Here is a 21,611-nt window from a genome sequence, read left to right as displayed (position 1 = left end):
GCTGTTCTCTGCCGTGTCCGACGGCGGAGCGCGACTGATGGACGCGCCCCTGTCTCGTCGTTCGTCATCGGCTCCGGAAAGCTGTGACAGCTCGCCAGCTTGTGCTCGAGCAACCAAGCCGACGCCGCCGTCTTCGTCAACGATCTCAGTGACTACCAGCGCCGTTGGTTGTCCAGGTGGCTCGGATGCCCGGTGCTGACCCCATAGCGACTTTTCCGCTGCCGCTGGGAACTCAATCCAGATCCGGCCGCTGCTGCCCCGCAGGCGCTACGGCCTTTCCAGCACGGCGAGGTCGCGCAGCGCATAGCGGCGAAGTCACTTCCTGGTACGTCGATGAGCAGGTTGGCCCGGAACCGCACCAGGTCAACCGGCTCCCCGAGGAGACCCAGGAGTCGTCGCACGGCTGCCGTGCTGATCAGGCTCATCGGCCCCTCGTCGTGGTGCATTACGTCTGCCTCGCGCGTGATCGTGATGCGACGACCGCTGACCGCCTCGTGCCCGGCCGGCTCATCGGCACCGACGCGGCGCCCGTCGGGCAACTCGACGACCGGCACCGGGTCACGAGAATGCCCGCGGCAACGGCGGCCTTCAGACCGGTGACTCGGCCCGGGCTCATGCAACACCACCTGCCGCTCCTTCATCCGCCAAGATGGAGCACGTCATCTCGTCGTGGGGACGGCTCGCGGCCGAACGGGAGCGGCGGCTCGGCCCGACGCATCCTGACACCATTGATGCCCGCGCGCCTCACGCATACTGCCACCGGTGGGTGGGCCGCACCTATGACGAGGTATCCCTCGTCGAGCAGATCGCCGCCGACCATCAGCGACTGATGGGCCCGACGACCCATCCCCCGCACGCTCCTCACTCGCCCGACGATCGGCCTGCCGACTCGCCACCGCGTTCAAGGTTCGCATTCTGCTCGGTCGAGTTGTCTCGAACGGGCGGCAACAACATGAACGCGTAGGCGAGAACAATCACCGGGACTTCAAGCAACAACTGGAGGACGACGCGGCCCAAACCATGCTCTGGAATCTGATCATCCAGCCAGGTAGCGTATACAACGGCTCCCGCGAAGACCGCCAGCCGCCATGGCTGACGAACGAGGCGGACCACCTCGAGCCGAAGCATTCGCCATCTCGACACGATGCCTCCCTCAGGTGCGTCTGCGATGTAGCCGGCATTGTCCCATGTGGTCACCACCTGGCGTTGAACTGTCACTGGCCTATCAGCATGTCCGACATGGGTACCCATTCCGGCTCTGACCTGCACGAGCGCTTGGCATCGACGGCTGCCGGTGGTCACCGCTGGTCCACCTTTGGCGGCCTGGCAACGGCCTGGAACTCCGCTTCGGCTGCCCGGGTCCGGTGCCGTCGTTGAGCACCATCGACTACGTCCCCCGCCAGGCCGCGGAGGGCAAGACCAAGACCGAGATCATGGGATGCCTCAAGCGCTACATCCCGCCGGAAGCCTTCACGCACCTCGCACCTCGCCCGACAGAACAGGCACCATGGCCCGGTGCGACTACTGACGGCAGATGAGTTCAAGGACACGTACGGGACACCGCCAGCACCAGTCGGCGTCGATGAACCTCCTCCATTCGACTTCTGGCCCTACTTCGACGCCATCCCCCACGATCACTTCGCCGGCCACGACTTCAGCCGCGAGGAGGTGACGAACGTCTGGCAGATGCCCGACGGGACGCATCAGCACGTCCTCATCGCTGCCGGGACCCCGAACGTGTTCATGGTGCTCGTTCTCAACCTCCGAATAGCCTCAGTACTCGGCCACCACCTGCTCGACCTCAACGAGCTCTATGGGATCAGCCAGCCACCCACGGCGCCACTTGACGAACAGTAGGAGCGTCCACTTCGTCGACAGCCGGTTCGGGGCGCACCGTCCGCCCGCGTCCGTCTCCGGCTGCCACCTAGGGGAGTCGTCCGCCGCCCGCTGCCGCGGCCTGCCCAGTCCGTGCTCGTTGAGTCGACTGGTCAGCTCGGTCACGATCTCCGCGGCCGGGCGGTTGTCGTTGACCGCCAAACCCATCGCCCGGTTCAAGGCCCGAAAACTTCAGCACCCGCAGACCGGGCAGGCACAATGACCGGATGCCTGCCGACGACGCCCAACTCTGGCAGCTGCTGCACTCCCTCGACGACCCCAACCACCTCGAGTTCCCCGCAAACTACGACCACCGCCGAGCCAGGACACGGTTCAACCATCTGGCCGAGCGACTCGACCGCGACTTCGGCTGCCAATGCGACGTCGACCGGCACGTTCAAGACGCCAGCTTCCACGGCCGCATCGACATCCCCGCCGCAGCCACCACCACCGGCGAGCGCCTCGTCATCGTCATCAGCAACTTCGGCGACCTGGCCGTCCTCGCCGTCGAGAACCCCGGCGTCTGGGACGACGAGGAAGCAGCCCAGGTGCTGCACCCAGACGACACCAGCCGCATCCACAAGGCCCTCGACGACCTCGGCTACACCCTCATCCCCGAAGAACCCCTCTGGAACCGCTACGACGGGGTCTGCGGGCCCGCCATCTCCACATGGTGGGTCCGCTACTTCGACTACCTTTGACCGCGCCGGCAAGATCCCCTCATCATGATCGCCTATCCGGACGTGTCACGGATCAAGTGACAGCGATCCGTAACGCATCAAGTGAAGCCCGACATCGCCTGCAGCCGGCTGTGTCCCGTCACGGGGCATGCTTGACGCTCACGTCCCACCTGATGCCCGACATGATCGGGCCACGCAGCCGCTCTGGCGGTCAGTTCATCGGGATCATGTCAAACGTCAGGTGAGGCCGCGCCGTCAAGCATCATGCGAGACCAGGCATCGCCGGCATCGCCGTGTCCGGTCTCGGGACCTGCGTGACACATCGGTATCAGGACCTGGGTGAAACGCTCGGTGTGAGAACGCCGCGAGTCCTGACTCGTGATGGGCATGTAGGCGGGTATGCAGTAGTTGAGGGAGGGCCACAATGGGCGGATGAGCGAGTACGTCGAGTTCTTCGGGGCGCCCGACGACAAGAAGGCCAAGGCCGTCCACGCCCGAGGTCCGGAGCGACGCGTTAAGACTGTGTCCGGCTCCTTCTTCGATGCCGACGACGCAATCGTTACCTGGGAGAACCTGTTGACGGGCCGCCTCCGCAAGCATGAGGCGACGGTCGACGACCCGCGCATGGTCGCGGAGATGGTCAACGACGGCAGCGCGGTGTTCGCGTTATCGGACGAGTTGGTGGCTCGCCTCGTCCAGGCAGACTTGCCCCGATTGCGGGACGTTGCAGAGGCATGGCGAGCCGAGCTGGCCCGCAACGGGGAGGATATCGATGCAGATGTCGCGCTCGGCATTCTGGTCGGCGTGGCGGGGTTGGCTCGCGAGGCCGTTCAATCGGACGGCGGCGTCTACTGCTGGGTGTCCGGTTGACGGCATGGGGCGACCCAGGGGCAGCCTCGCACCGATTGTGTCTAGCCGGATGTGTCACCCACGTCCCGAGACTGATCTGTCACGCAAGTCCTGAGACCCGACATCGCCGGTAGCCGGCCGGCAACCAACCCGCAGTGGTTTGGTGGCGACATGGCCGTTAACGCCGCTTGACGCTCCGCTTGGCGAGCTGGAAGCCAGGTAGAAGCGACTGGAACTCCTCAGCGTCCATGCCGCCAACGGTCACTACGACGTCGCCGAGAATCGCGCGGACCGCGATAGCCCGCTGCGGGTTCGGCTTCCCGTCGATGCCTTGCTGGACATACGAGGCCTCGACCGAGTCCAGCGGACCGGCCTTGGTCCGGCGGTAGGTTGCCTGGTCGTCCTGCGCGTACTCGGTCACGAAGTCCGAGACCTCGGTCTTCGCGTCGGTGCGCAGGCGCTCGTCGACCGTCCACACTCGAAGGAAACCGACCAGGCCGGCGGGCTTGGCATCGATCTCGCAGCTCAGAGTCACCCGACCGACCTTCAGCTTGGCCTTGGCAGGAATCTGCTTCACCCTCCAGCCAGCCGGGATAGAGAAGGTGATCGGCAGGTCACAACCGCTGTTCGAGTCGCCGATGGTGATGCCGGCCTCGGCGGGGGGGACCTCGTCATACCAGGGTGGGCCTGGGGTGACCGGCGAAGCAGTCGGGCTGGCCGATGTTGTGGGGGCTGCGGCCGGCGCAGGATCGCCCCCGGCGCAGCCGGTGGCGAGCATCAGCGTAAGCGCGGCCGGTACGGCCATCTTCCGGATCATGTCTCTCCCCGTAGACCTCTGCCGTCGAAGCAACGGCCAGCGGATGCTATCCGCCTGATTCAGTGCTACGTCGTCCGCCCTGGCGACAGGGCAACTCACTGGCAGACCGCCGGCTGCCAGCCGGCTTCACCTCGGCGGCTGCGTGGCTGTGTCGCCGGTCTGCTCGCGCCACTGGCTACCGTCGGCCTGGACGAGACGCCGCACCATCTGTCGGGCCTCGTCCTCGGTGGCGAACTCCCACCGGAGCACCTTGCCCGTCTCCGAGTCGCCTGCCCTGGCGACGACGTGCCAGCGGATCTCGCGAGCGAGCCACACGTCAAGCCGGGTCAGCCGTCCCCATGTCCGTTCCACCAGCGTGCGACCAGCTCCTTTGCCACGACCCGATCGTACAAGCGTTCTAAGCTAATGGCCCGGCTTGTTGGGTGAGTGCGGTCCGTTCGATGTCTCCGTACCCTGACCGCATGGCGCAACTCGTCGAGACCGCCCAGCAGATGGCTCGCACCAAGCTTGAGATCGCGTTGCCCCGCCGGTGGAGCCACGTCCAGGCGGTGGCCGCCAAGGCCCGCCGCATCGCCGCAGCCGTGTGCGAGGAAGATCGAGACATTCTGGTTGCTGCCGCCTGGCTGCATGACGTGGGCTACAACCCCGAGCTGGTCGACACCGGCTTCCACTCCCTCGACGGCGGTCGGTGGCTGAGGCGGGAGCACTTCGACGAGCGGATTGCCGCCCTGGTGGCGCACCACTCGTGTGCCTGGCTGGAAGCCGAGGAACGCGGCCTAGACGCGGCCTTGAGCGATGAGTTCTCCCGTGAGGAGTCGGCCGTCGCTGATGCTCTCTGCTTCTCGGACATGACCACGGGACCCGACGGCCAAGACTTCGAGGTGTTGGAGAGGCTGGCGGAGATCCAGTCGCGCTACGGCCCGGATCACCTGGTCACCCGCTTCATCATCCGGGCGGAACCCGAGATGGTCGCAGCCGTGGGCCGAACGCAGTCCCGCCTTCACGGCCGGGTCCCTCAGCCGATGTAGGGTTCTCTGCGGTCCTCGTAGCCGTGTCGGATACGGAGGTGCGTCGACGGGTGGATCGGGAGGCTCGGCAGGGCTTCACGTTCCAGTCCATCGCACCTCGGATGACTCATCGCTCCTCGCCAACGCACCGCCGCGAGACTTCGCCCGGAAGCAGAGCGAGAACTGCTGGCGGACCTCACCATTGGAGTACTCGACGACGTGGCCGGGGTCCGAGTAAACACCGACGAGTCCTACCACCTCGACCTCGATGCCGGTCTCTTCGCGGGTCTCTCTGACCGCCGTCTGCGCGACGGTCTCGCCGATCTCCTGGCCGCCACCTGGCAGGGACCACAGACCGTTGTCCGTGCGTTCGATCAGCAGCACTCGGCCACGGTCATCTTGTACGAACACGGAGACCGCCACAACGATGCTGTTGGAGCGCCTGGACGGCTTGCAGGTCCAGCACGTCAAGGCGTTCATGGACGAGTTCCGCCGCAAGTGCCTCTGCTGCACAGCTGGTCTCGATGCGAGTCGTCGTCCTGACCGGCGCTGCTGCTCGGTCGGTAGGTGCTGCCAGCGCTACCCCAGCAAGCGTCAGATCCAGTACGTGCACGCGGTACTGCGCAACGCGCTCCAACACGCCATGCGCGAGGAACTGGTATCGCGGAACGTCGCCAAGCTCGTCCGGGTCCCCTCGCCCCGCTACAAGGTCGGCAAAGGGCTATCGGTCGACCAGGTGCGCAAGCTCCTCGCCGCTGCCGAGGGGCACCGCTTGTACGCGCTCTACGTCGTGGCAGCAACACTTGGGCTTCGGCGCGGTGAGCTGCTTGGGCTGCGCTGGTCAGATCTCGACCTGGACAACGGCACGGCCGCCATCGGCCAGACCGTCCAGCGGGCCGGCGGCAAGCTCCACCTGCAAGACACAAAGACCGAGGACTCGGAGACCGTCCTCCCCCTGCCCGACTGGACCTGGCTGGTCCTGCTGGACCACCAGGAGCGCCAGCGGCGGGAACGCGAGCGGCTAGCCGAGGTTTGGCAGGATCACGGCCTGCTCTTCCCCTCCGAGGTCGGTACCCCGATCGAGCCGCGCAACCTCAACCGTCACTTCGCGTCTCTCCGGGAGACGGCCGGCTGTCCCGATGTACGGCTGCACGACCTCCGACACACCGTCGTGTCGCTGCTGATGGAGCTGGGCGTCCCGCCACACGTCGTCCAGGCCATCGCCCGGCACGCCGACGTGAAAATCACCCTGAAGATTTACTCGCACGCCAACCTTGACGTCATGCGCCAAGCGCTCGGCAAGCTTGACGGGCGGCTGTCATGAGGTCGGTTGCTGTCACCGCTGCTGTCATCGCCCAAGAATCTGGTCTTCGGGCCGGCGTTGGTGCTGGTGGTATGTGGTGGGCGCGGCAGGTTTCGAACCTGCGACCCCTCGCTTGTAAGGCGAGTGCTCTCCCACTGAGCTACGCGCCCGGAACGCCCCGTACGGCGGGCCGGAGGTTGGCAAGCTTACCTGCCGGCCTCCGACCCGGTCGAACGGCGTACCTGGGGTGGGATCAGGCGGCGACGGCCTCGGCCAGCGCCTTGCGCCAACCCTGCTGGTCCCGGGCCTCGCCGGGCATGTTCATCTCGGCGAACCGGACCACGCCGGCCTTGTCGATCACGAAGGTGCCACGGTTGGCGATGCCGGCGACGTCGTTGAAGACGCCGTACGCCTGGGCCACCGCGCCGTGCGGCCAGAAGTCGGCCAGCAGCGGGAACTGGTAGCCCTCCCGGTCGGCCCAGATCTTGTGGGCGTACACCGAGTCGACGCTGACGGTCAGCACCTGGACGTCGTCGTTGACGTACTCGTTGAGGTTGTCCCGCACCTCGCAGAGCTCACCCTGGCAGATGCCGGTGAAGGCGAGCGGGTAGAACACCAGCAGCACCGTCCGCTTGCCGCGGAAGTCGGAGAGTCGGACCTCCTGGTTGTTCTGGTCCTTGAGCACGAAGTCCGGCGCCTCGGCGCCAACCTCGATGGGCATGCGAGCTCCTCGGGTCGAGTCTGGAGATGATCAGCCTGCCACACCGGCGACGAGCGCCGCCGGGTGGCGTGCGGCCTACTTCCTGGTCTTCGAACCGCGCCGGAGCACCAGGCGGGCGCCGCTCCAGTCGCGGCCCGCGTTGATCGTGGAGGTCTGCTGGAGGCCCGCGGTCTGCGCGCTCTCCGCGACCTCGCTCGGCTCGACGTGGCCGTCCCGGCCGGCCTTGGGCGTCAGGAGCCAGACCACCCCGTTGTCGGCCAGCGGCCCGAGGGCGTCGACGAGGAGCTCGAAGAGGTCACCGTCGCCGTCGCGGTACCAGACCAGGACCGCGTCGACCACTTCGTCGGTATCCTCGTCCACCAGATCTCCACAGCGGTCGGCGAGGGCGTCCCGGAGATCCTGGTCGACGTCGTCGTCGTACCCCATCTCCATGACGACCATCTCCGGCTCGACTCCGAACCGGTCCGCCAGGCTGCGTACCCCGTCGGCGGCCTGACCAGCGGTCGCGCTCACTGTCGCGTGCCTCCTCATCTCATCCCTGCTCGCGGCGTCGTCCGACGCCGTCGGGCCAAGTCCACACAGTTGTGGTTCCCCGCGCAAGTGGCGCACCGGGTGGAACGGAATTTACCGTGCCAGCAGCGTACGGGCACCCTGGGTAATGGCTTCCTCGGAGACCAGAACCTGACCTGCTGCCGGACCTAATGGTACAAACGAGTCAAGTCCGGCCACTCGGCGCGCCGCGCCAACATATCCGCCGTCCACCAGAGCGGCGATCACCCCCTCGCCCACCCCGCCCGACCGGCGGGTCTCGTCGACGACCAGCACCCGCCCGGTGGCCGAGGCCTCCCGGAGGATGTCCGCCACCGGCAGCGGGGCGAGCCAGCGCAGATCCACCACCCGGCTGCCTATCCCCTCCTCGGCGAGGGCGGCGGCGGCCCGCAGCGACATCCGCACGCCGTTGCCGAAGGTGATGATCGTGATGTCCTCGGCCGAGCCGACGCCGTAGACCCGAGCCCGGCCGATCGGCACGTGGCGGGCGGCCCAGGCGCCCGGCTCGGCGTACCCCCCGAGCCACTCGCCGTCGCCGTCGGCGTAGAGGTCGCGGGTGTGGTAGAGCGCGATCGGTTCCAGGAAGACGCAGACGCTGCCGTCCACCGCCGCGGCGGCCAGGCAGGTCCGGAGCATCGGTGCGGCGTCGTCGGGCCGCGCCGGCACCGCGATCACCAGCCCCGGCACGTCCCGGAGTACGGCCACCGAGTTGTCGTTGTGGAAGTGCCCGCCGAACCCCTCCTGGTACGCCAGCCCGGCCACCCGGACCACCATCGGGTTGCGGAACGCCCCGCGGGAGAAGAACCGCATGGAGGCGGCCTCGCCCCGGAGTTGGTCCTCGGCGTTGTGCAGGTACGCCAGGTACTGGATCTCCGGCACCGGCAGCATCCCGGCCGTGCCGGCGCCGAGCCCGAGCCCGAGGATCGAGGTCTCGTCGAGCAGGGTGTCGAAGACCCGGGCGGGCCCGAACTTGTCCCGCAGCCCCTTGGTCACCCCGTACACCCCGCCCTTGACGGCGACGTCCTCGCCGAAGACGGCAATCCCCGGCTGGTCCAGCATCCCGTCGGCGAGGGCCGCGTTGATGCTCTGCGCCAGGGTCAGCGGCCCGGCCAGCTCCGGCGGCTTGCCGCCGAACACCTCGGCCCGGGCGCCCGCGTTCGGCCCGGCCGCGCGGGCGGCCGCGTCGGCCACGACCCGGGAGATCCGGACCGGCCGACGCGGGGCCAGCTCCGCCACCACCTCGGCCGGGGACGCCAGTTTCGGTTCGTCGAGCACCTCGTCGGCGATCCGGCGGACCTGCCAGCCGCGCTCGTCGTACCTGGCCAGCAGCTCCTCGGCGGTGGCGTAGCCCGCCGCAACCAGCAGCCGCGCCGTGGCCAGCAGCGGGTCACGTCCGAGGTCCGCGGTGATCTCGGCCGGACTCCGGTACGCGGTCTCCGCGTCGGCCCCGGCGTGTCCCATCAGCCGTACGGTGGTCAGGTGCAGCACCGCCGGCCTCCGGTGCCGGCGCACCCAGGCCGCCGCCTCGTCCGCCACCCGGTACGCCTCGACCGGGTCGGTGCCGTCGGCGGCGAAGTACCGGATCCCGGGCTTGGCCCGCAGCGTCGCCTCGACCCAGCCCTTCGGCGAGCGGACGCTGATGCCGAGTCCGTTGTCCTCGCAGACGAACAGGATCGGGATGCGCAGGCCGGTGTGGTCGTACCAGCCGGCGGTGTTGAACGCGGCCGTGGCGGTGGCGTGGTTGACCGAGGCGTCCCCGAACGAGCAGACCACGATCGCGTCCGGCGGCCAGGGCGAGCCGATGACGTCGTTCCCGCCGGGCTCCGGCCCCGTCGCACCGGCCCGCCGGCCGCCGCCGACCCGGCGCAGCCGTTCCAGGGCGAGCCCCATGCCGACCGCCCGGGGCAGGTGGGACGCGATGGTGGAGGTGGTCGGGATGACGGCGAGGTCGGCCCGACCGAACACCTTGTGCCGGCCGCCGGCGATCGGCTCCCGCGCCGAGGCGACCATCCCGCGCAGCACGTCCCGCGCCGCCTGTGCGTACGCGTCGTCGGGATCCAGGGTGGGCCGGAGCGGCGGGCCGGCCGGCGCCACGCCCACCACGCTCCCGGCTCGGGCCTCGGCCGCCGCCGGGAGGGTGGCCGTTCCGACGTCACCGGAGTCGCCGCCCGATCGCGTCGCGGGCTCGGCGTCGTCGGGATCGCCGTCGCCGGTGACTGGCCCCCCGTCGCCGGGCGCCGCCTGGAAACCGCCCGCCGCCTGGGCGGCCCGCAGGCAGTAGAAGGCGCCGGAGCGGTAGTGCAGCAGGGCGGGGTCGGTGGGCCGTAGGGCGGCGGCCACGGCCGCGTTGCCCTCGTGGCCCGCCGAGCCGATCGTGTAGTAGCCCTCCCCGAAGCTGCGCAGCCACCGGCCGGCGAGATCCAGCAGCCGGCTGGTCGCCTGGGCGTCGAAGAGCGCCAACGCCTGTGCTCCGGTCAACGGCCCGCCGTCGGGCAGCCGCTCGCCCAGGTCACGCCGCTGGGCGGAGGCGTCGAGCGCGCCCAGCGCCTCCCGGAACCGGTCGTCGAGATCGTGCGGGGTGGTCACGTCGGACAGCATTACCGACGGAGGGCCAGGTCGCCCACTCGGACACGTTCCGCCCGGCCGTGCTCAGCCCTCGCCGCACTGCTCCGGGCAGCCGGCGTCGGAGACCTTCCAGACCAGCTCGCGCAGGGTGGCCAACTCCTCGGTGGTGAGCCCGCCGAGGAGTTGGGAGTCTGACATCACCTGACACACCCGGTCCCGTACGCGCCGGCCGGCCTCGGTCACGACGAGGGTCTTCTGCCGCCGGTCGGCCGGGTCGACCCGCCGCTCCACCAGCCCCGCCTGCTCCAGCTTGTCGACCAGGGCGGTGACGTTGGACCGGTCGCAGCGCAGCTGCTCGGCCAGGTCCCGACCGGGCAGCGGACGGTCGGGGTCGAGCTCGTGCAGGGCGCGGGCGGCGGCCGGGGTGAGACCCAGCTCGGCGATCTCCGTGTCCTGGTGGTGCCGCATCGCGGAGGCGATGTGCAGGATCCGGCGCACGGTGTCCCCGGCCAGGCCGGAGCGGTCGCCCGCGTCGGGGCCGGCGAGGGGAACGGTGGGCTGCGCCATGGCTCGACATCGTAACTGTCATCCGGCCCGGCGGGTCGGCGCGACGACCTCCTGGCCAGCTGGCCGGACCCGGGTCGGGCGGGTAGCGCGGTGGGCCGCGTGGGCGCCGGACAGCAGCAGCGCGGCGGTGAGCGCGGCCGGCGCCAGTGGGGTGTCGGGCAACGCGAGGTGCAGGCCACCGATCAGGGTCACGCCGAGCACGGCGGCGAGCAGGGTGCCGGTGGAGACCAGCGCGGAGAGTGCCGCGGCCGAGGCGACCGGCACGATCCCGGTGAGTCGGCTGACCAGCGGGCTGAAAGACGCCGCGTGCGCCGCGCCGCCGGCGAACAGCAGGGCGCTGCCCGGCAGCCACGGCCAGCCGCCGTGGGACAGCCAGGCGACCGCCGCGACCGCGGCCGCGAGCACCAGCGGGCCGGCGACCGGCAGGACGGCGCCGGCCCGGTCGGGCAGTCTCGGCACGGCCAGTCCGCAGAGGGCGAAGCCCGAGGCGTACGGCAGGAAGGCCAGTCCCGCCGCCAGCGCGGTGAAGCCGAGCCCGTCCTGCAGGCGCAGGGTGAGCACGAAGAGAAAGCCGGCGTAACAGCCCATCACCACGCAGCAGGCGAGCAGGCCGGCCGGCACGCCCGAGTGCCGCAGCACCGTCACGTCCAGCAGCGGGTCGGCGTCGCGGCGGGCGCGGCGTGCCTCGTACCGCAGGAAGAGCCGGAGGCCGATGGCGCCCGCGACGACCGCGGCGGCCAGGGTCCAGCGGGGCCAGCCCAGATCGCGGCCGAGCACCAGCGGCAGCACCAGGGTGAGCATCGCGGCGGCGAGCAGCAGGACGCCCGGCCCGTCCAGCGCCTCCCGTCGGGGCGGAACGACGGGCGGCCCGGCGAGCACCTGGCGACCGACCAGCCACAGCACCCCGCCGACCGGCACGTTCACCAGAAAGGCGGCCCGCCAGCTGAACCCGCCGAGGTCAGCGGTGACCAGCAGCCCACCGGCGACCTGGCCGGCGGCCACGCCGAGGGCCAGCACCATCGCGTACGCCCCGATCGCCCGCGCCCGGGCCGCGCCGGCGAAGGACGCCTGGATCAGCGACAGCACCTGCGGCACCATCACCGCGGCGGCCGCCCCCTGCACCGCCCGGGCGAGCACCAGGGCGACCGGCCCCGGGGCCAGCCCGCAGGCCAGCGACGCGAGCGTGAATCCGGACAGGCCGAGCAGGAAGACGCGCCCGTACCCGTGCCGCGCGCCGAGTCGGGCACCGGTGACCACCAGCACCGCGAACGTCAGGGTGTAGCCGGCGAGCACGAGCTGCTGCACGGCCGGTGGTCCGGCCAGGTCGGCCCGGATCGTGGGCGCGGCGACCGCCGCGATCGAGGTGTCCATGGAGGCCATCGCCTGGCCGGCCAACAGGACGGCCAGCAGGGCGGCGCTCCGGCCGGTCCGCTCGGTCATGGCCGCCACCCTGCCGGTTCCGCGGCCTCAGGTCTTGTCGATCCTTGCAGCGCCGGGCCACCCTGACGGCATGCGAACCGTGACGCCGCTGCTCCGGCACCCGGATTTCCGGGTCGTCACGGTGCGGTGCCGCGACGACCACACCGGCTGGTCCGCCCCGGAGTCGAACGAGGCGTACGGGCTGGTGCTGACCCGGCGGGGCGGCTTCCGCCGGGCCGGCCGGGGCGGCGCGGAGTTCGTCGACCCGACGACGGCCTACCTGACCGTGCCGGGCGAGGAGGAACGCTTCGCCCACCCGGCCGGCGGCGACGACTGCACCTCGGTGCGCCTTTCCGAGCGGCTCTGGCAGGAGCTGTTCGCGGACCGGCCCGTGCCGGCGGTGGCGCACGTCGATGCCAGGGTGGACCTGGCGCACCGGCTGCTGCTGCGGACCGCGACGGACCCGGACCATGCGGCGGCGGAGCGGCTGGTCCGGCTGGTCGGGGCGGCCACCGGACCGGCGGTCGGCGGGAGCGGGCGGAACCACCGCCTGGTCGAACGGGCGCGTGCCGCGCTGCACGACGGCCATCCCGACGCCGCCGGGCTGCTCCCGCTGGCCCGGGCGCTCGGCGTGTCGCCGTACCGGTTGAGCCGGGAGTTCCAGGCGCTGGTCGGGGTGCCGCTGACCCGCTACCGGAACCGGCTGCGGGTCGGGCGGGTGCTGGACCGGCTGGAGGAGTGCGTGGAGAGCCTGTCGAGCCTCGCCGCCGAGCTCGGCTTCGCCGACCAGGCCCACCTGACCCGGACGGTACGCGCCCACCTCGGCCAGACCCCCGGCCAGCTCCGCCGGCTGCTGCGCTGAGCCGGGGCGGGCGGGAGGGTCAGGCCGGCAGGAACGAGAAGCGGACCTCGCGGGTGGGGTTGTCACCGTTGGTGTCGACCAGGCAGAGGGACTGCCAGGTGCCGAGCGCCAGCCGCCCGTCGAGCACCGGCAGGGTCGCGTACGGGGGGACGAACGCGGGCAGCACGTGGTCCCGGCCGTGCCCGGGCGAGCCGTGCCGGTGCCGCCAGCGGTCGTCGGCGGGGAGCAGGTCGTCGAGCGCGCGCAGCAGATCGGTGTCGGAGCCGGAGCCGGTCTCGATGATCGCCAGGCCGGCGGTGGCGTGCGGCACGAAGACGTGCAGCAGGCCGTCGCCCTGCCCGGAGACGAACCGTTCGGCCTCGGCGGTGATGTCTCGGACGGCCGGCCGGGACCCGGTCTGGACGGTGATCACGTCGGTGCGCACACCCGCATTCTGGCCCGCCCGACGCCCCACTGTTGGCGCCTAGGGCCCGAAACGCAATGTTACTGGCTGGTACATGTGTTCAGCGTCGCGTCTGGGGGAGGGAGGCGTGACGGAAGCCGTCATCAGGGGGCAGGATGGCGCTAGAGACCTATCCCACACAGAACCGAGGGAACGCCTGTGGCTACGGAACGCAAGCGCCCGGTGATCACCGCTGGTCTGCCGAGCCAGCTTCCGGACATCGACCCTGAAGAGACCAGCGAATGGGTCGAGTCGCTCGATGGTGTCATCGACGAGCGCGGAACCAAGCGCGCCCGGTACGTCATGCTGAGCCTGCTGGAGCGGGCCCGCGAGCGCCAGGTCGGGGTGCCGTCCCTGACCACCACCGACTACATCAACAGCATCCCGCCGGAGCGCGAGCCGTGGTTCCCGGGTGACGAGCACATCGAGCGGCGGATCCGGGCGTACATCCGGTGGAACGCGGCCATGCTGGTGCACCGGGCGCAGCGCCCCGAGATCGGCGTGGGCGGCCACATCTCCACCTTCGCCAGCTCGGCGTCGCTCTACGAGGTGGGTTTCAACCACTTCTTCCGGGGCAAGGACCACCCGGGCGGTGGCGACCACATCTTCTACCAGGGCCACGCCTCCCCCGGCATGTACGCGCGCGCCTTCCTCGAGGGGCGGCTCAGCGCCGACCAGCTCGACGGTTTCCGGCAGGAGCTGTCGCACCCGAGCGGCGGCCTGCCGTCGTACCCGCACCCGCGGCTGATGCCGGACTTCTGGGAGTTCCCCACCGTCTCGATGGGTCTCGGGCCGATCAACGCGGTCTACCAGGCCCGGTTCAACCGCTACCTGCACCACCGAGGCATCAAGGACACCTCCCAGCAGCATGTCTGGGCGTTCCTCGGCGACGGTGAGATGGACGAGGTCGAGTCGCTCGGCGCGATCGGCGTGGCCGCCCGCGAGGAGCTGGACAACCTCACCTTCGTCATCAACTGCAACCTGCAGCGGCTGGACGGCCCGGTCCGGGGCAACGGCAAGGTCATGCAGGAGCTGGAGGCGTTCTTCCGGGGCGCCGGCTGGAACGTGATCAAGGTGGTCTGGGGCCGGGAGTGGGATCCGCTGCTCACGGCGGACACCGACGGAGCCCTGGTCAACCTGATGAACACCACGCCCGACGGCGACTACCAGACCTACAAGGCGGAGTCCGGGGCGTACGTCCGGGAGCACTTCTTCGGCCGCGACCCGCGGACCCGCAAGATGGTCGAGCACCTGAGCGACGACGAGATCTGGAACCTCAAGCGGGGTGGCCACGACTACCACAAGCTCTACGCGGCCTACAAGGCGGCGATGGAGCACACCGGGCAGCCGACGGTGATCCTGGCCAAGACCATCAAGGGCTGGACGCTGGGCTCGCACTTCGAGGCCCGCAACGCCACCCACCAGATGAAGAAGCTGACGCTGGAGGACCTGAAGCTCTTCCGCGACCGGCTCTACCTCGACATCCCGGACAAGCAGCTGGAGGAGAACCCCTACCTCCCGCCGTACTTCCACCCGGGGGAGAAGTCCGCGGAGATCGAATACCTGCACGAGCGGCGGAAGCAGCTCGGCGGCTACCTGCCGACCCGGCGGACCGCCAGCAAGGCGCTGCAGATCCCGGGCACCGAGCGCTTCTCCGACGTCAAGCGCGGCTCGGGCAAGCAGAAGGTGGCCACCACCATGGCCTTCGTCCGCCTGCTCAAGGACGTGATGAAGGACAAGGAGTTCGGCAAGCGCTGGGTGCCGATCATCCCGGACGAGGCCCGTACGTTCGGTATGGACTCGCTCTTCCCGACGGCGAAGATCTACTCGCCGCACGGCCAGCGGTACACCTCCGTGGACCGGGAGCTGTTCCTGTCCTACAAGGAGGCCACCGGCGGCCAGATCCTGCACGAGGGGATCAACGAGGCGGGCTCGGTCGCCTCGTTCACCGCGGCGGGCACCTCGTACGCCACGCACGGCGAGCCGATGATCCCGATGTACATGTTCTACTCGATGTTCGGGTTCCAGCGGACCGCCGACGGGCTGTGGGCCGCGGCCGACCAGATGGCGCGGGGCTTCCTGCTCGGCGCGACCGCCGGCCGGACCACGCTCAACGGTGAGGGCCTCCAGCACGAGGACGGCCATTCGCTGCTGATCGCCGCCACCAACCCGGCGGTGGTGGCGTACGACCCGGCGTTCGCGTACGAGATCGCGCACATCGTGGAGAACGGCCTGCACCGCATGTACGGCGAGGCGCAGGAGAACATCTTCTACTACCTCACCGTCTACAACGAGCCGATCTTCCAGCCGGCCGAGCCGCAGGGCGTGGACGTCGAGGGCATCCTCAAGGGCATCTACCGCTACTCCCCCGCGCCCACGTTGGACGGGGCCGCGCCGAAGGCGAACCTGCTGGCCTCCGGCACGGGCATGCAGTGGGCGCTCAAGGCGCAGCAACTGCTCGCCGACGAATGGGGGGTGGCCGCCGACGTCTGGTCGGTGACCTCCTGGACCGAGCTGCGCCGGGATGCGGTGGAGTGCGAGGAGCACAACCTGCTCAACCCGGGCTCCGAGCCGCGGGTGCCGTACATCCAGCGGAAGCTGGCCGACGCGGACGGACCGAAGGTCGCGGTCAGCGACTGGATGCGCGCGGTACCGGACCTGATCGCCCGCTGGGTGCCCGGCGACTACACCTCGCTCGGCACCGACGGCTTCGGCATGTCGGACACTCGGCACGCGCTGCGCCGGCACTTCCATGTGGACGCCGAGGCGGTGACGGTCGCGGCGCTGCGCCAGCTCGCCCTCCGCGGCGCGGTCCCGGCCCACGTGCCGGCCGAGGCCGCCAAGAAGTACGCGCTGGACGACGTCAACGCCGCCCCGGTCGGCGAGACCGGCGGCGACAGCTGATCCATCCGGTACGACAGGGGCCCGGCGCGGAAGCGCCGGGCCCCTTCGTCGTCTCTGGTCTTCTCGACCACCGAATCGACGATGGTCCGGCGTTCCTGGCGGGAACGCCGGACCATCACCATCGCGGGCGACGCCGAGACCGGCTCCGGTCAGCCGACAGCGGCCAGATCGGTCAGCCGGGCCAGCGAGTCCTCCAGGTCGGCGCCGACCCGACGCAGGCCGAGCCGGAGCAGGGCGGCCTTGACCGGCCCGGCGGGCCACCGTACGACGATGAGCCGCACGATCGTCCCGCCTTCCTCCTCGTCCGGGGTCAGCTGTACGTAGATCTCGGTGCGCGCCTCGGCCCGGGCACCGGCGCCCTTGGCCCGTTCGCGCCACCCGATCAGGGTCGGCTCCTGGTAGGCGATCACCTCGGCCTCGTGCGCCGCACCGCGCCCGGCCTGGACCAGTTGTCGCCGGCCGTAGCCCTCCCCCGAGAGGACCTCGGCCGCGCGAACCCCCGCCAGCCAGGCCGGCAACTGCTCGGCTCGCTGCACGACGTCCCAGACCGCTTCCACCGGCGCCATCACGTGCGCACTGCGTTCCACGAGGATCATCTTGTCTTTCCCCCACTTAAACCACATCCGCGATATTCAGCACTCTATGTGTAAATCGGACTTACCCGGACGGGTTCGGGGAAAGACACGCCGAACCCTTGCGCCGCCTGCCTTTCCGGACCTGTGGACCGGCGGCGCTCCGCGCCCTAGAGTCGCGAGCACGCTTCTCGTTCCTGGGAGGGCGAATGACGACCGCGCCGATGCCCGAGTTCCCCGCCGGCTTCCGCTGGGGGGTGTCCACCTCCGCGTACCAGATCGAGGGAGCCGTCACCACTGACGGTCGGGGGCCGTCCATCTGGGACAGCTTCGCCCACACCCCGGGGCGGATCGCCGACGGCAGCACCGGCGACGAGGCGTGCGACCACTACCACCGGTATCCCGAGGACGTCGCGCTGCTGGCCGGGCTGGGGGTGTCCGGTTACCGGTTCTCGATCGCCTGGCCACGGGTGCAGCCCACCGGCACGGGTGGGGCCGATCCGGCCGGGCTGGGCTTCTACGACCGGCTGGTCGACGCGCTGCTCGACCGGGGCGTCGACCCGGTCGCCACCCTCTTCCACTGGGACCTGCCGCAGGCCCTGGAGGACACCGGCGGCTGGTTGAACCGGGACACCGCCGCCCGCTTCGCCGAGTACGCCGATCTGGTCGCCACCCGCCTCGGCGACCGGGTGAAGCTCTGGATCACCCTCAACGAGCCGTTCATCCACATGAGTCTCGGGCACGGCATGGGGGTGCACGCCCCCGGCCGGACGCTGCTCTTCGACGCGTTCCCGGTCGCCCACCACCAGCTTCTCGCGCACGGCCTCGCGATCGCCGCGCTGCGCGCCCGCAGCACCGGCCCGGTGGCCATCGCGAACAACTACTCCCCGGTGCGGCTGGCCGGGGACACCGACGCCGACCGGGCCGCCGGGGCGGCGTACGACGCGCTGCACAACCGGCTCTTCACCGACCCGCTGCTCGGCCTCGGCTACCCGCAGGGGCTGGGCTTCGACGCGGCCGTGGTCCGTGACGGGGACCTCGACGTGATCGCCGCCCCACTCAACGTGCTCGGGGTCAACTACTACAACCCGACCGGCATCCGGGCCGCCGAGGAGGGCTCACCGCTGCCGTTCGAGATCGTGCCGCTGACCGGCTACCCCCGGACCGCCTTCGACTGGCCGGTCGCGCCGGACGGGCTGCGCGAGCTGCTCGTCCAACTACGCGACCGGTACGGGGACACGCTGCCACCGATCCAGGTCACCGAGAGCGGCTGTGCGTACGACGACGTACCGGACGAGCAGGGCCGGGTGCACGACCCGGAGCGGATCGCGTACCTGGACGGGCACGTCCGGGCGGTCCACGAGGCGATCGACGCGGGGGTCGCGGTGACCGGGTACTTCGTCTGGTCGCTGCTGGACAACTGGGAGTGGGCCGAGGGCTTCACCAAGCGGTTCGGCCTGGTGCACGTCGACTACGCCACGCAGCGGCGCACCCCCAAGTCGTCGTACGCCTGGTTCCGCGACCAGGTCGTGCGGCCGGCGGGCGCGAGGAGTGAGCTCGCCGGCCCCGCCGCCGCGAGCGACAAGCCGACGCCGTGACCACCGTCGACCCGACGCCGGCCCCGCTGCCGGCGGCGCTCGCCGAACCGACCGTGCCGGTCCGGCGGAGCTGGATCGCACTGATCTTCGCGGCCAACCTCGGCCTCTGGATGGCCTTCTTCACCCCGATCCAGGTGCTGCTGCCGCAGCAGGTGGAGCGGATCGCGCCTGGCGACAAGGAGGCGATGCTCGCCGTCGTCACCGGCCTCGGCGCGCTCGCCGCGGTGCTGGCCAACCCGCTCGCCGGGGCGCTGTCCGACCGGACCGTGCTCCGGCTGGCCAACCGGCACTTCGGCCGGCGGCACGTCTGGACCGCCTCGGGCGCGGTGCTCGGCGCCTTCGCCCTGGTGCTGCTGGCCCGGCAGGACAGCATCGCCGGGGTGGCGGTCGGCTGGGTCGCCGCCCAGGTCTGCTTCAACGCGATGCTGGCCAGCCTCACCGCGGCCGTCCCGGACCGGGTGCCGGTCGCCCAGCGCGGCGGCGTCTCCGGCTGGGTGGGCATCCCGCAGGCGCTCGGCCTGGTGGTCGGGGCGGTGCTGGTCACCGCCGTGGTCACCGGCAACGCCGCCGGATACGCGGCGATCGCCCTCGCGGTGCTGCTGCTCTCGCTGCCGTTCGCGCTGCTCACCGAGGACGACCCGCTGCCTCGCGAGCACCGGCCGGCGCTACGGCTGCGCGGGCTGCTCGCCTCGATGTGGATCAGCCCGCGCCGGCACCCCGACTTCGCCTGGGCCTGGTTCACCCGGTTCCTGGTCCAGACCGGCAACGCGCTGGGCACGCTCTACCTGCTGTACTTCCTCACCGACGGGGTGCGCGTGCCCGATCCGCAGGGCTCGCTGCTGGTGCTGATCCTGCTCTACACGCTGGGCATGATGCTCACCGCCGTGGTGGCCGGGCGCCTGTCGGACCGGTCCGGCCGGCGCAAGATCTTCGTGATCGTCTCCGGGTTGATCATGGCGGTGGCGGCGCTGCTGCTGGCCGTGGCGCCGATCTGGCCGATGGCGGTCGCCGCCGCGCTGCTGCTCGGTGCCGGGTACGGGGTCTACCTGGCGGTGGACGCGGCGCTGATCACCCAGGTGCTGCCCACCGCCACCGGCCGGGCCAAGGACCTCGGGGTGATCAACATCGCGAACTCCGCCCCGCAGGTGCTCGGCCCGGCGCTCTCCGCCCCGATCGTGATCCACCTGGGCGGCTACCCCAGCCTGTACGCGGTCACCGCGGCGGTCACCCTGCTCGGCAGCGCCCTGGTTCTCCGGATTCGATCGGTGCCCTGAGCTGCCCGCCGGGGGTCGGTAGGCGCACCCCTCGCGGAATCCGCTGGCCGCCGGCCGTAGGCTGGGGGACGTGACGGTACGTGTACGCTTCGCCCCTTCCCCGACCGGTATGTTCCACGTCGGTGGCGCCCGCTCCGCGCTGCAGAACTGGATCTACGCCAAGCAGCAGGGCGGGGTGTTCGTGCTCCGCATCGAGGACACCGACGCGGCCCGCAACAAGCCCGAGTGGACCGAGGGCATCCTGTCGGCGCTGGACTGGATCGGGATCGCGCGGGGCAGCTACGAGGGCCCGCACTTCCAGTCGTCGTACGCCGGCGAGCACCGCGCCGCCGCGCAGCGGCTCTACGAGGGCGGCCGGGCGTACTACTGCGACTGCACCCGGGAGGACGTGCAGGCGCGTACCGGCTCGCAGTACGCCGGCTACGACGGCTTCTGCCGGGACCGGGGGCTGCCGCCGGCTGAGGGGCGGGCGCTGCGCTTCCGTACGCCGGACGAGGGCGAGACCGTGGTGGTCGACCTGATCCGTGGCGAGCCGACCTTCGAGAACAAGCTGATCGAGGACTTCGTCATCGCCCGGGGCGACGGCTCTCCGGTCTTCCTGCTCGCCAACGTGGTCGACGACATGACCATGGGGATCACCCACGTGATCCGGGCCGAGGAGCACCTGCCCAACACCCCGAAGCAGCAGCTGCTCTGGGACGCGCTCGGGGTCAAGCCGCCGGTCTGGGCGCACGTGCCCGTGGTGGTGAACGAGAAGCGGCAGAAGCTGTCCAAGCGGCGGGACAAGGTCGCCCTGGAGGCGTACCGGGACGAGGGCTACCTCGCCGCCGCGATGCGCAACTACCTGATGCTGCTCGGCTGGGCCCCCTCCGGCGACCGCGAGATCGTGCCCTGGTCGGTGATCGAGGACGAGTTCCGGCTGGAGGAGGTGAACCCCTCCCCCGCGTTCTTCGACGAGAAGAAGCTGCGCGCGTTCAACGGCGAGTACATCCGGGCGCTCCCGATCGAGGAGTTCATCGCCGCGTGCCAGCCGTGGCTGGCCGGCACCGGCACCATCGCCCCGCCCCCGTGGCAGCCGGAGGAGTTCGACGCCGCCGCGTTCGCCGCGGTGGCGCCGCTGGCGCAGACCCGGATCGCGGTACTCAGCGAGATCGTGTCGAACGTCGACTTCCTCTTCCTGGCCGACCCGCTGATCGACGAGGCGGCCTGGGCGAAGGCGATGAAGGAGGGCGCGGCCGAGCTGCTGGACGCGGCGATCGCGGCGTTCGACGGGCTGGAGTCCTGGGACGCCGAGTCGCTGAAGTCCACGCTGGAGGCGGTCGGCGCGGAGCGCGGCCTCAAGCTGGGCAAGGCGCAGGCGCCGGTCCGGGTCGCGGTCACCGGCCGCACGGTCGGCCTGCCGCTCTTCGAGTCCATCGAGGTGCTCGGCCGCGAGCGCACCCTGACCCGGCTGCGTGCCGCCCGGGTGCGCCTGGTCTGACGCCGGATCGCGAAAGGGCTCGCCGGTCGCCCGGCGGGCCCTTTCCCGTCCGGTGGCCGCCACCACGCTCCGGCGGCTTCGGGGCCGACCCAGCGGACCCGCCCGGTGGCCGCGGCGCCACCGGGCA

The 21,611-nt window shown here is 70.7% G+C and carries 21 protein-coding genes, 1 tRNA gene and 1 pseudogene; 10 read left to right on the top strand and 13 right to left on the bottom strand.

What is annotated here, in order from left to right; all coding sequences use genetic code 11:
• Positions 1-152 precede the first annotated feature (152 nt).
• Positions 153-554, bottom strand: coding sequence for a hypothetical protein (locus ACNAVT_RS13980; protein ID WP_416296290.1), 402 nt, complete (start codon positions 552-554; stop codon positions 153-155).
• A gap of 307 nt (positions 555-861) precedes the next feature.
• Positions 862-1,302, bottom strand: a complete 441-nt coding sequence (locus tag ACNAVT_RS13975; protein WP_416296289.1) for a hypothetical protein — start codon at positions 1,300-1,302, stop codon at positions 862-864.
• Positions 1,303-1,515: 213 nt separating this feature from the next.
• Here ACNAVT_RS13975 and ACNAVT_RS13970 point away from each other — a divergent pair, with 213 nt between their 5' ends.
• From ACNAVT_RS13970 to ACNAVT_RS13960, 3 genes are all read left to right on the top strand, one after another.
• Positions 1,516-1,857, top strand: a complete 342-nt coding sequence (locus ACNAVT_RS13970) for a hypothetical protein (RefSeq protein ID WP_416296287.1) — start codon at positions 1,516-1,518, stop codon at positions 1,855-1,857.
• Positions 1,858-2,102: 245 nt separating this feature from the next.
• Positions 2,103-2,576, top strand: coding sequence for a hypothetical protein (locus ACNAVT_RS13965; RefSeq protein WP_416296285.1), 474 nt, complete (start codon positions 2,103-2,105; stop codon positions 2,574-2,576).
• Between the two features lie 411 nt (positions 2,577-2,987).
• A complete protein-coding gene (locus ACNAVT_RS13960; protein ID WP_416296283.1) occupies positions 2,988-3,425 on the top strand; it encodes a hypothetical protein in 438 nt (145 codons plus the stop codon).
• Between the two features lie 157 nt (positions 3,426-3,582).
• Here ACNAVT_RS13960 and ACNAVT_RS13955 read toward each other — a convergent pair whose 3' ends face one another.
• Together ACNAVT_RS13955 and ACNAVT_RS13950 are read right to left on the bottom strand one after the other, a co-directional pair.
• Positions 3,583-4,221 carry a lipoprotein gene (locus ACNAVT_RS13955; protein WP_416296281.1) on the bottom strand — a complete coding sequence of 213 codons (639 nt, stop codon included), beginning with the start codon at positions 4,219-4,221 and terminating at the stop codon, positions 3,583-3,585.
• Between the two features lie 126 nt (positions 4,222-4,347).
• Complete coding sequence (locus ACNAVT_RS13950) at positions 4,348-4,572, bottom strand: hypothetical protein (RefSeq protein WP_416296279.1); 225 nt, start codon at positions 4,570-4,572, stop codon at positions 4,348-4,350.
• 110 nt (positions 4,573-4,682) lie between these two features.
• Here ACNAVT_RS13950 and ACNAVT_RS13945 point away from each other — a divergent pair, with 110 nt between their 5' ends.
• A complete protein-coding gene (locus tag ACNAVT_RS13945) occupies positions 4,683-5,249 on the top strand; it encodes an HD domain-containing protein (RefSeq protein WP_416296277.1) in 567 nt (188 codons plus the stop codon).
• On the opposite strand, the pseudogene ACNAVT_RS13940 reads toward ACNAVT_RS13945, so the two are convergent.
• Positions 5,237-5,708: pseudogene (locus tag ACNAVT_RS13940) on the bottom strand (NUDIX domain-containing protein). The gene ACNAVT_RS13945 and the pseudogene ACNAVT_RS13940 overlap by 13 nt on opposite strands.
• Here ACNAVT_RS13940 and ACNAVT_RS13935 point away from each other — a divergent pair.
• Positions 5,656-6,552, top strand: a complete 897-nt coding sequence (locus tag ACNAVT_RS13935; protein WP_416296275.1) for a tyrosine-type recombinase/integrase — start codon at positions 5,656-5,658, stop codon at positions 6,550-6,552. The pseudogene ACNAVT_RS13940 and the gene ACNAVT_RS13935 sit on opposite strands and share 53 nt — an antisense overlap.
• 74 nt (positions 6,553-6,626) lie before the next feature.
• Here the strand turns inward: ACNAVT_RS13935 and ACNAVT_RS13930 are convergent.
• The 6 genes from ACNAVT_RS13930 to ACNAVT_RS13905 form a co-directional block, all read right to left on the bottom strand.
• Positions 6,627-6,701, bottom strand: a tRNA-Val gene (locus ACNAVT_RS13930).
• 83 nt (positions 6,702-6,784) lie between these two features.
• On the bottom strand, positions 6,785-7,252 hold the full coding sequence (locus tag ACNAVT_RS13925) for a peroxiredoxin (protein WP_091104391.1): 468 nt from the start codon (positions 7,250-7,252) through the stop codon (positions 6,785-6,787).
• 75 nt (positions 7,253-7,327) lie between these two features.
• Complete coding sequence (locus ACNAVT_RS13920) at positions 7,328-7,765, bottom strand: DUF3052 domain-containing protein (protein ID WP_416296273.1); 438 nt, start codon at positions 7,763-7,765, stop codon at positions 7,328-7,330.
• A gap of 111 nt (positions 7,766-7,876) precedes the next feature.
• Entirely contained in the window at positions 7,877-10,399 is a 2,523-nt protein-coding gene (locus tag ACNAVT_RS13915; protein ID WP_416296271.1) for a thiamine pyrophosphate-dependent enzyme, read from the bottom strand.
• 51 nt (positions 10,400-10,450) lie between these two features.
• Complete coding sequence (locus ACNAVT_RS13910; protein ID WP_416296269.1) at positions 10,451-10,933, bottom strand: MarR family winged helix-turn-helix transcriptional regulator; 483 nt, start codon at positions 10,931-10,933, stop codon at positions 10,451-10,453.
• 18 nt (positions 10,934-10,951) lie between these two features.
• The gene (locus tag ACNAVT_RS13905) at positions 10,952-12,373 is read right to left on the bottom strand and encodes an MFS transporter (RefSeq protein ID WP_416296267.1); all 1,422 of its coding nucleotides are present in this window, start codon (positions 12,371-12,373) and stop codon (positions 10,952-10,954) included.
• A 70-nt stretch (positions 12,374-12,443) separates the two neighbouring features.
• On the opposite strand from ACNAVT_RS13905, the gene ACNAVT_RS13900 reads away from it, so the two are divergent.
• Complete coding sequence (locus ACNAVT_RS13900; protein ID WP_416296265.1) at positions 12,444-13,214, top strand: helix-turn-helix transcriptional regulator; 771 nt, start codon at positions 12,444-12,446, stop codon at positions 13,212-13,214.
• Positions 13,215-13,233: 19 nt separating this feature from the next.
• Here the strand turns inward: ACNAVT_RS13900 and ACNAVT_RS13895 are convergent, their stop codons facing one another.
• Positions 13,234-13,638: a YjbQ family protein gene (locus ACNAVT_RS13895; protein WP_416296263.1), complete on the bottom strand. Its 405-nt coding sequence runs from the start codon at positions 13,636-13,638 to the stop codon at positions 13,234-13,236.
• A 177-nt stretch (positions 13,639-13,815) separates the two neighbouring features.
• Between ACNAVT_RS13895 and aceE the strand changes: the two genes are divergently transcribed.
• Positions 13,816-16,560 carry a pyruvate dehydrogenase (acetyl-transferring), homodimeric type gene (gene aceE / locus ACNAVT_RS13890; protein WP_416296261.1) on the top strand — a complete coding sequence of 915 codons (2,745 nt, stop codon included), beginning with the start codon at positions 13,816-13,818 and terminating at the stop codon, positions 16,558-16,560.
• 149 nt (positions 16,561-16,709) lie between these two features.
• Here the strand turns inward: aceE and ACNAVT_RS13885 are convergent, their stop codons facing one another.
• Complete coding sequence (locus ACNAVT_RS13885; protein WP_416296259.1) at positions 16,710-17,156, bottom strand: SRPBCC family protein; 447 nt, start codon at positions 17,154-17,156, stop codon at positions 16,710-16,712.
• Positions 17,157-17,341: 185 nt separating this feature from the next.
• Between ACNAVT_RS13885 and ACNAVT_RS13880 the strand changes: the two genes are divergently transcribed.
• The 3 genes from ACNAVT_RS13880 to gltX all read left to right on the top strand — a co-directional run bounded on the left by ACNAVT_RS13880 (position 17,342) and on the right by gltX (position 21,484).
• Positions 17,342-18,730: a GH1 family beta-glucosidase gene (locus ACNAVT_RS13880; RefSeq protein WP_416296257.1), complete on the top strand. Its 1,389-nt coding sequence runs from the start codon at positions 17,342-17,344 to the stop codon at positions 18,728-18,730.
• Entirely contained in the window at positions 18,727-20,004 is a 1,278-nt protein-coding gene (locus ACNAVT_RS13875) for an MFS transporter (RefSeq protein ID WP_416296255.1), read from the top strand. Before ACNAVT_RS13880 ends, ACNAVT_RS13875 begins: the two co-directional genes overlap by 4 nt.
• A 70-nt stretch (positions 20,005-20,074) precedes the next feature.
• Positions 20,075-21,484, top strand: a complete 1,410-nt coding sequence (gene gltX / locus ACNAVT_RS13870; RefSeq protein WP_416296254.1) for a glutamate--tRNA ligase — start codon at positions 20,075-20,077, stop codon at positions 21,482-21,484.
• Positions 21,485-21,611: the final 127 nt, after the last annotated feature.

Origin of the sequence: Micromonospora sp. SL4-19 (assembly GCF_047921475.1) — a bacterium.
Taxonomy (GTDB): Bacteria; Actinomycetota; Actinomycetes; order Mycobacteriales; family Micromonosporaceae; genus Micromonospora.
The sequence above is the reverse complement of the archived record's forward strand: the minus strand, read 5'-3'. Positions and strand labels throughout refer to the sequence as shown.

Coding starts and splice junctions, on each gene's coding strand:
- ACNAVT_RS13965 (WP_416296285.1), top strand. CDS start 2,103: ATGCCTGCCGACGACGCCCAACTCTGGCAGCTGCTGCACTCCCTCGAC.
- ACNAVT_RS13960 (WP_416296283.1), top strand. CDS start 2,988: ATGAGCGAGTACGTCGAGTTCTTCGGGGCGCCCGACGACAAGAAGGCC.
- ACNAVT_RS13955 (WP_416296281.1), bottom strand. CDS start 4,221: ATGATCCGGAAGATGGCCGTACCGGCCGCGCTTACGCTGATGCTCGCC.
- ACNAVT_RS13945 (WP_416296277.1), top strand. CDS start 4,683: ATGGCGCAACTCGTCGAGACCGCCCAGCAGATGGCTCGCACCAAGCTT.
- ACNAVT_RS13935 (WP_416296275.1), top strand. CDS start 5,656: ATGCTGTTGGAGCGCCTGGACGGCTTGCAGGTCCAGCACGTCAAGGCG.
- ACNAVT_RS13925 (WP_091104391.1), bottom strand. CDS start 7,252: ATGCCCATCGAGGTTGGCGCCGAGGCGCCGGACTTCGTGCTCAAGGAC.
- ACNAVT_RS13915 (WP_416296271.1), bottom strand. CDS start 10,399: ATGCTGTCCGACGTGACCACCCCGCACGATCTCGACGACCGGTTCCGG.
- ACNAVT_RS13910 (WP_416296269.1), bottom strand. CDS start 10,933: ATGGCGCAGCCCACCGTTCCCCTCGCCGGCCCCGACGCGGGCGACCGC.
- ACNAVT_RS13905 (WP_416296267.1), bottom strand. CDS start 12,373: ATGACCGAGCGGACCGGCCGGAGCGCCGCCCTGCTGGCCGTCCTGTTG.
- ACNAVT_RS13900 (WP_416296265.1), top strand. CDS start 12,444: ATGCGAACCGTGACGCCGCTGCTCCGGCACCCGGATTTCCGGGTCGTC.
- ACNAVT_RS13885 (WP_416296259.1), bottom strand. CDS start 17,156: ATGATCCTCGTGGAACGCAGTGCGCACGTGATGGCGCCGGTGGAAGCG.
- ACNAVT_RS13880 (WP_416296257.1), top strand. CDS start 17,342: ATGACGACCGCGCCGATGCCCGAGTTCCCCGCCGGCTTCCGCTGGGGG.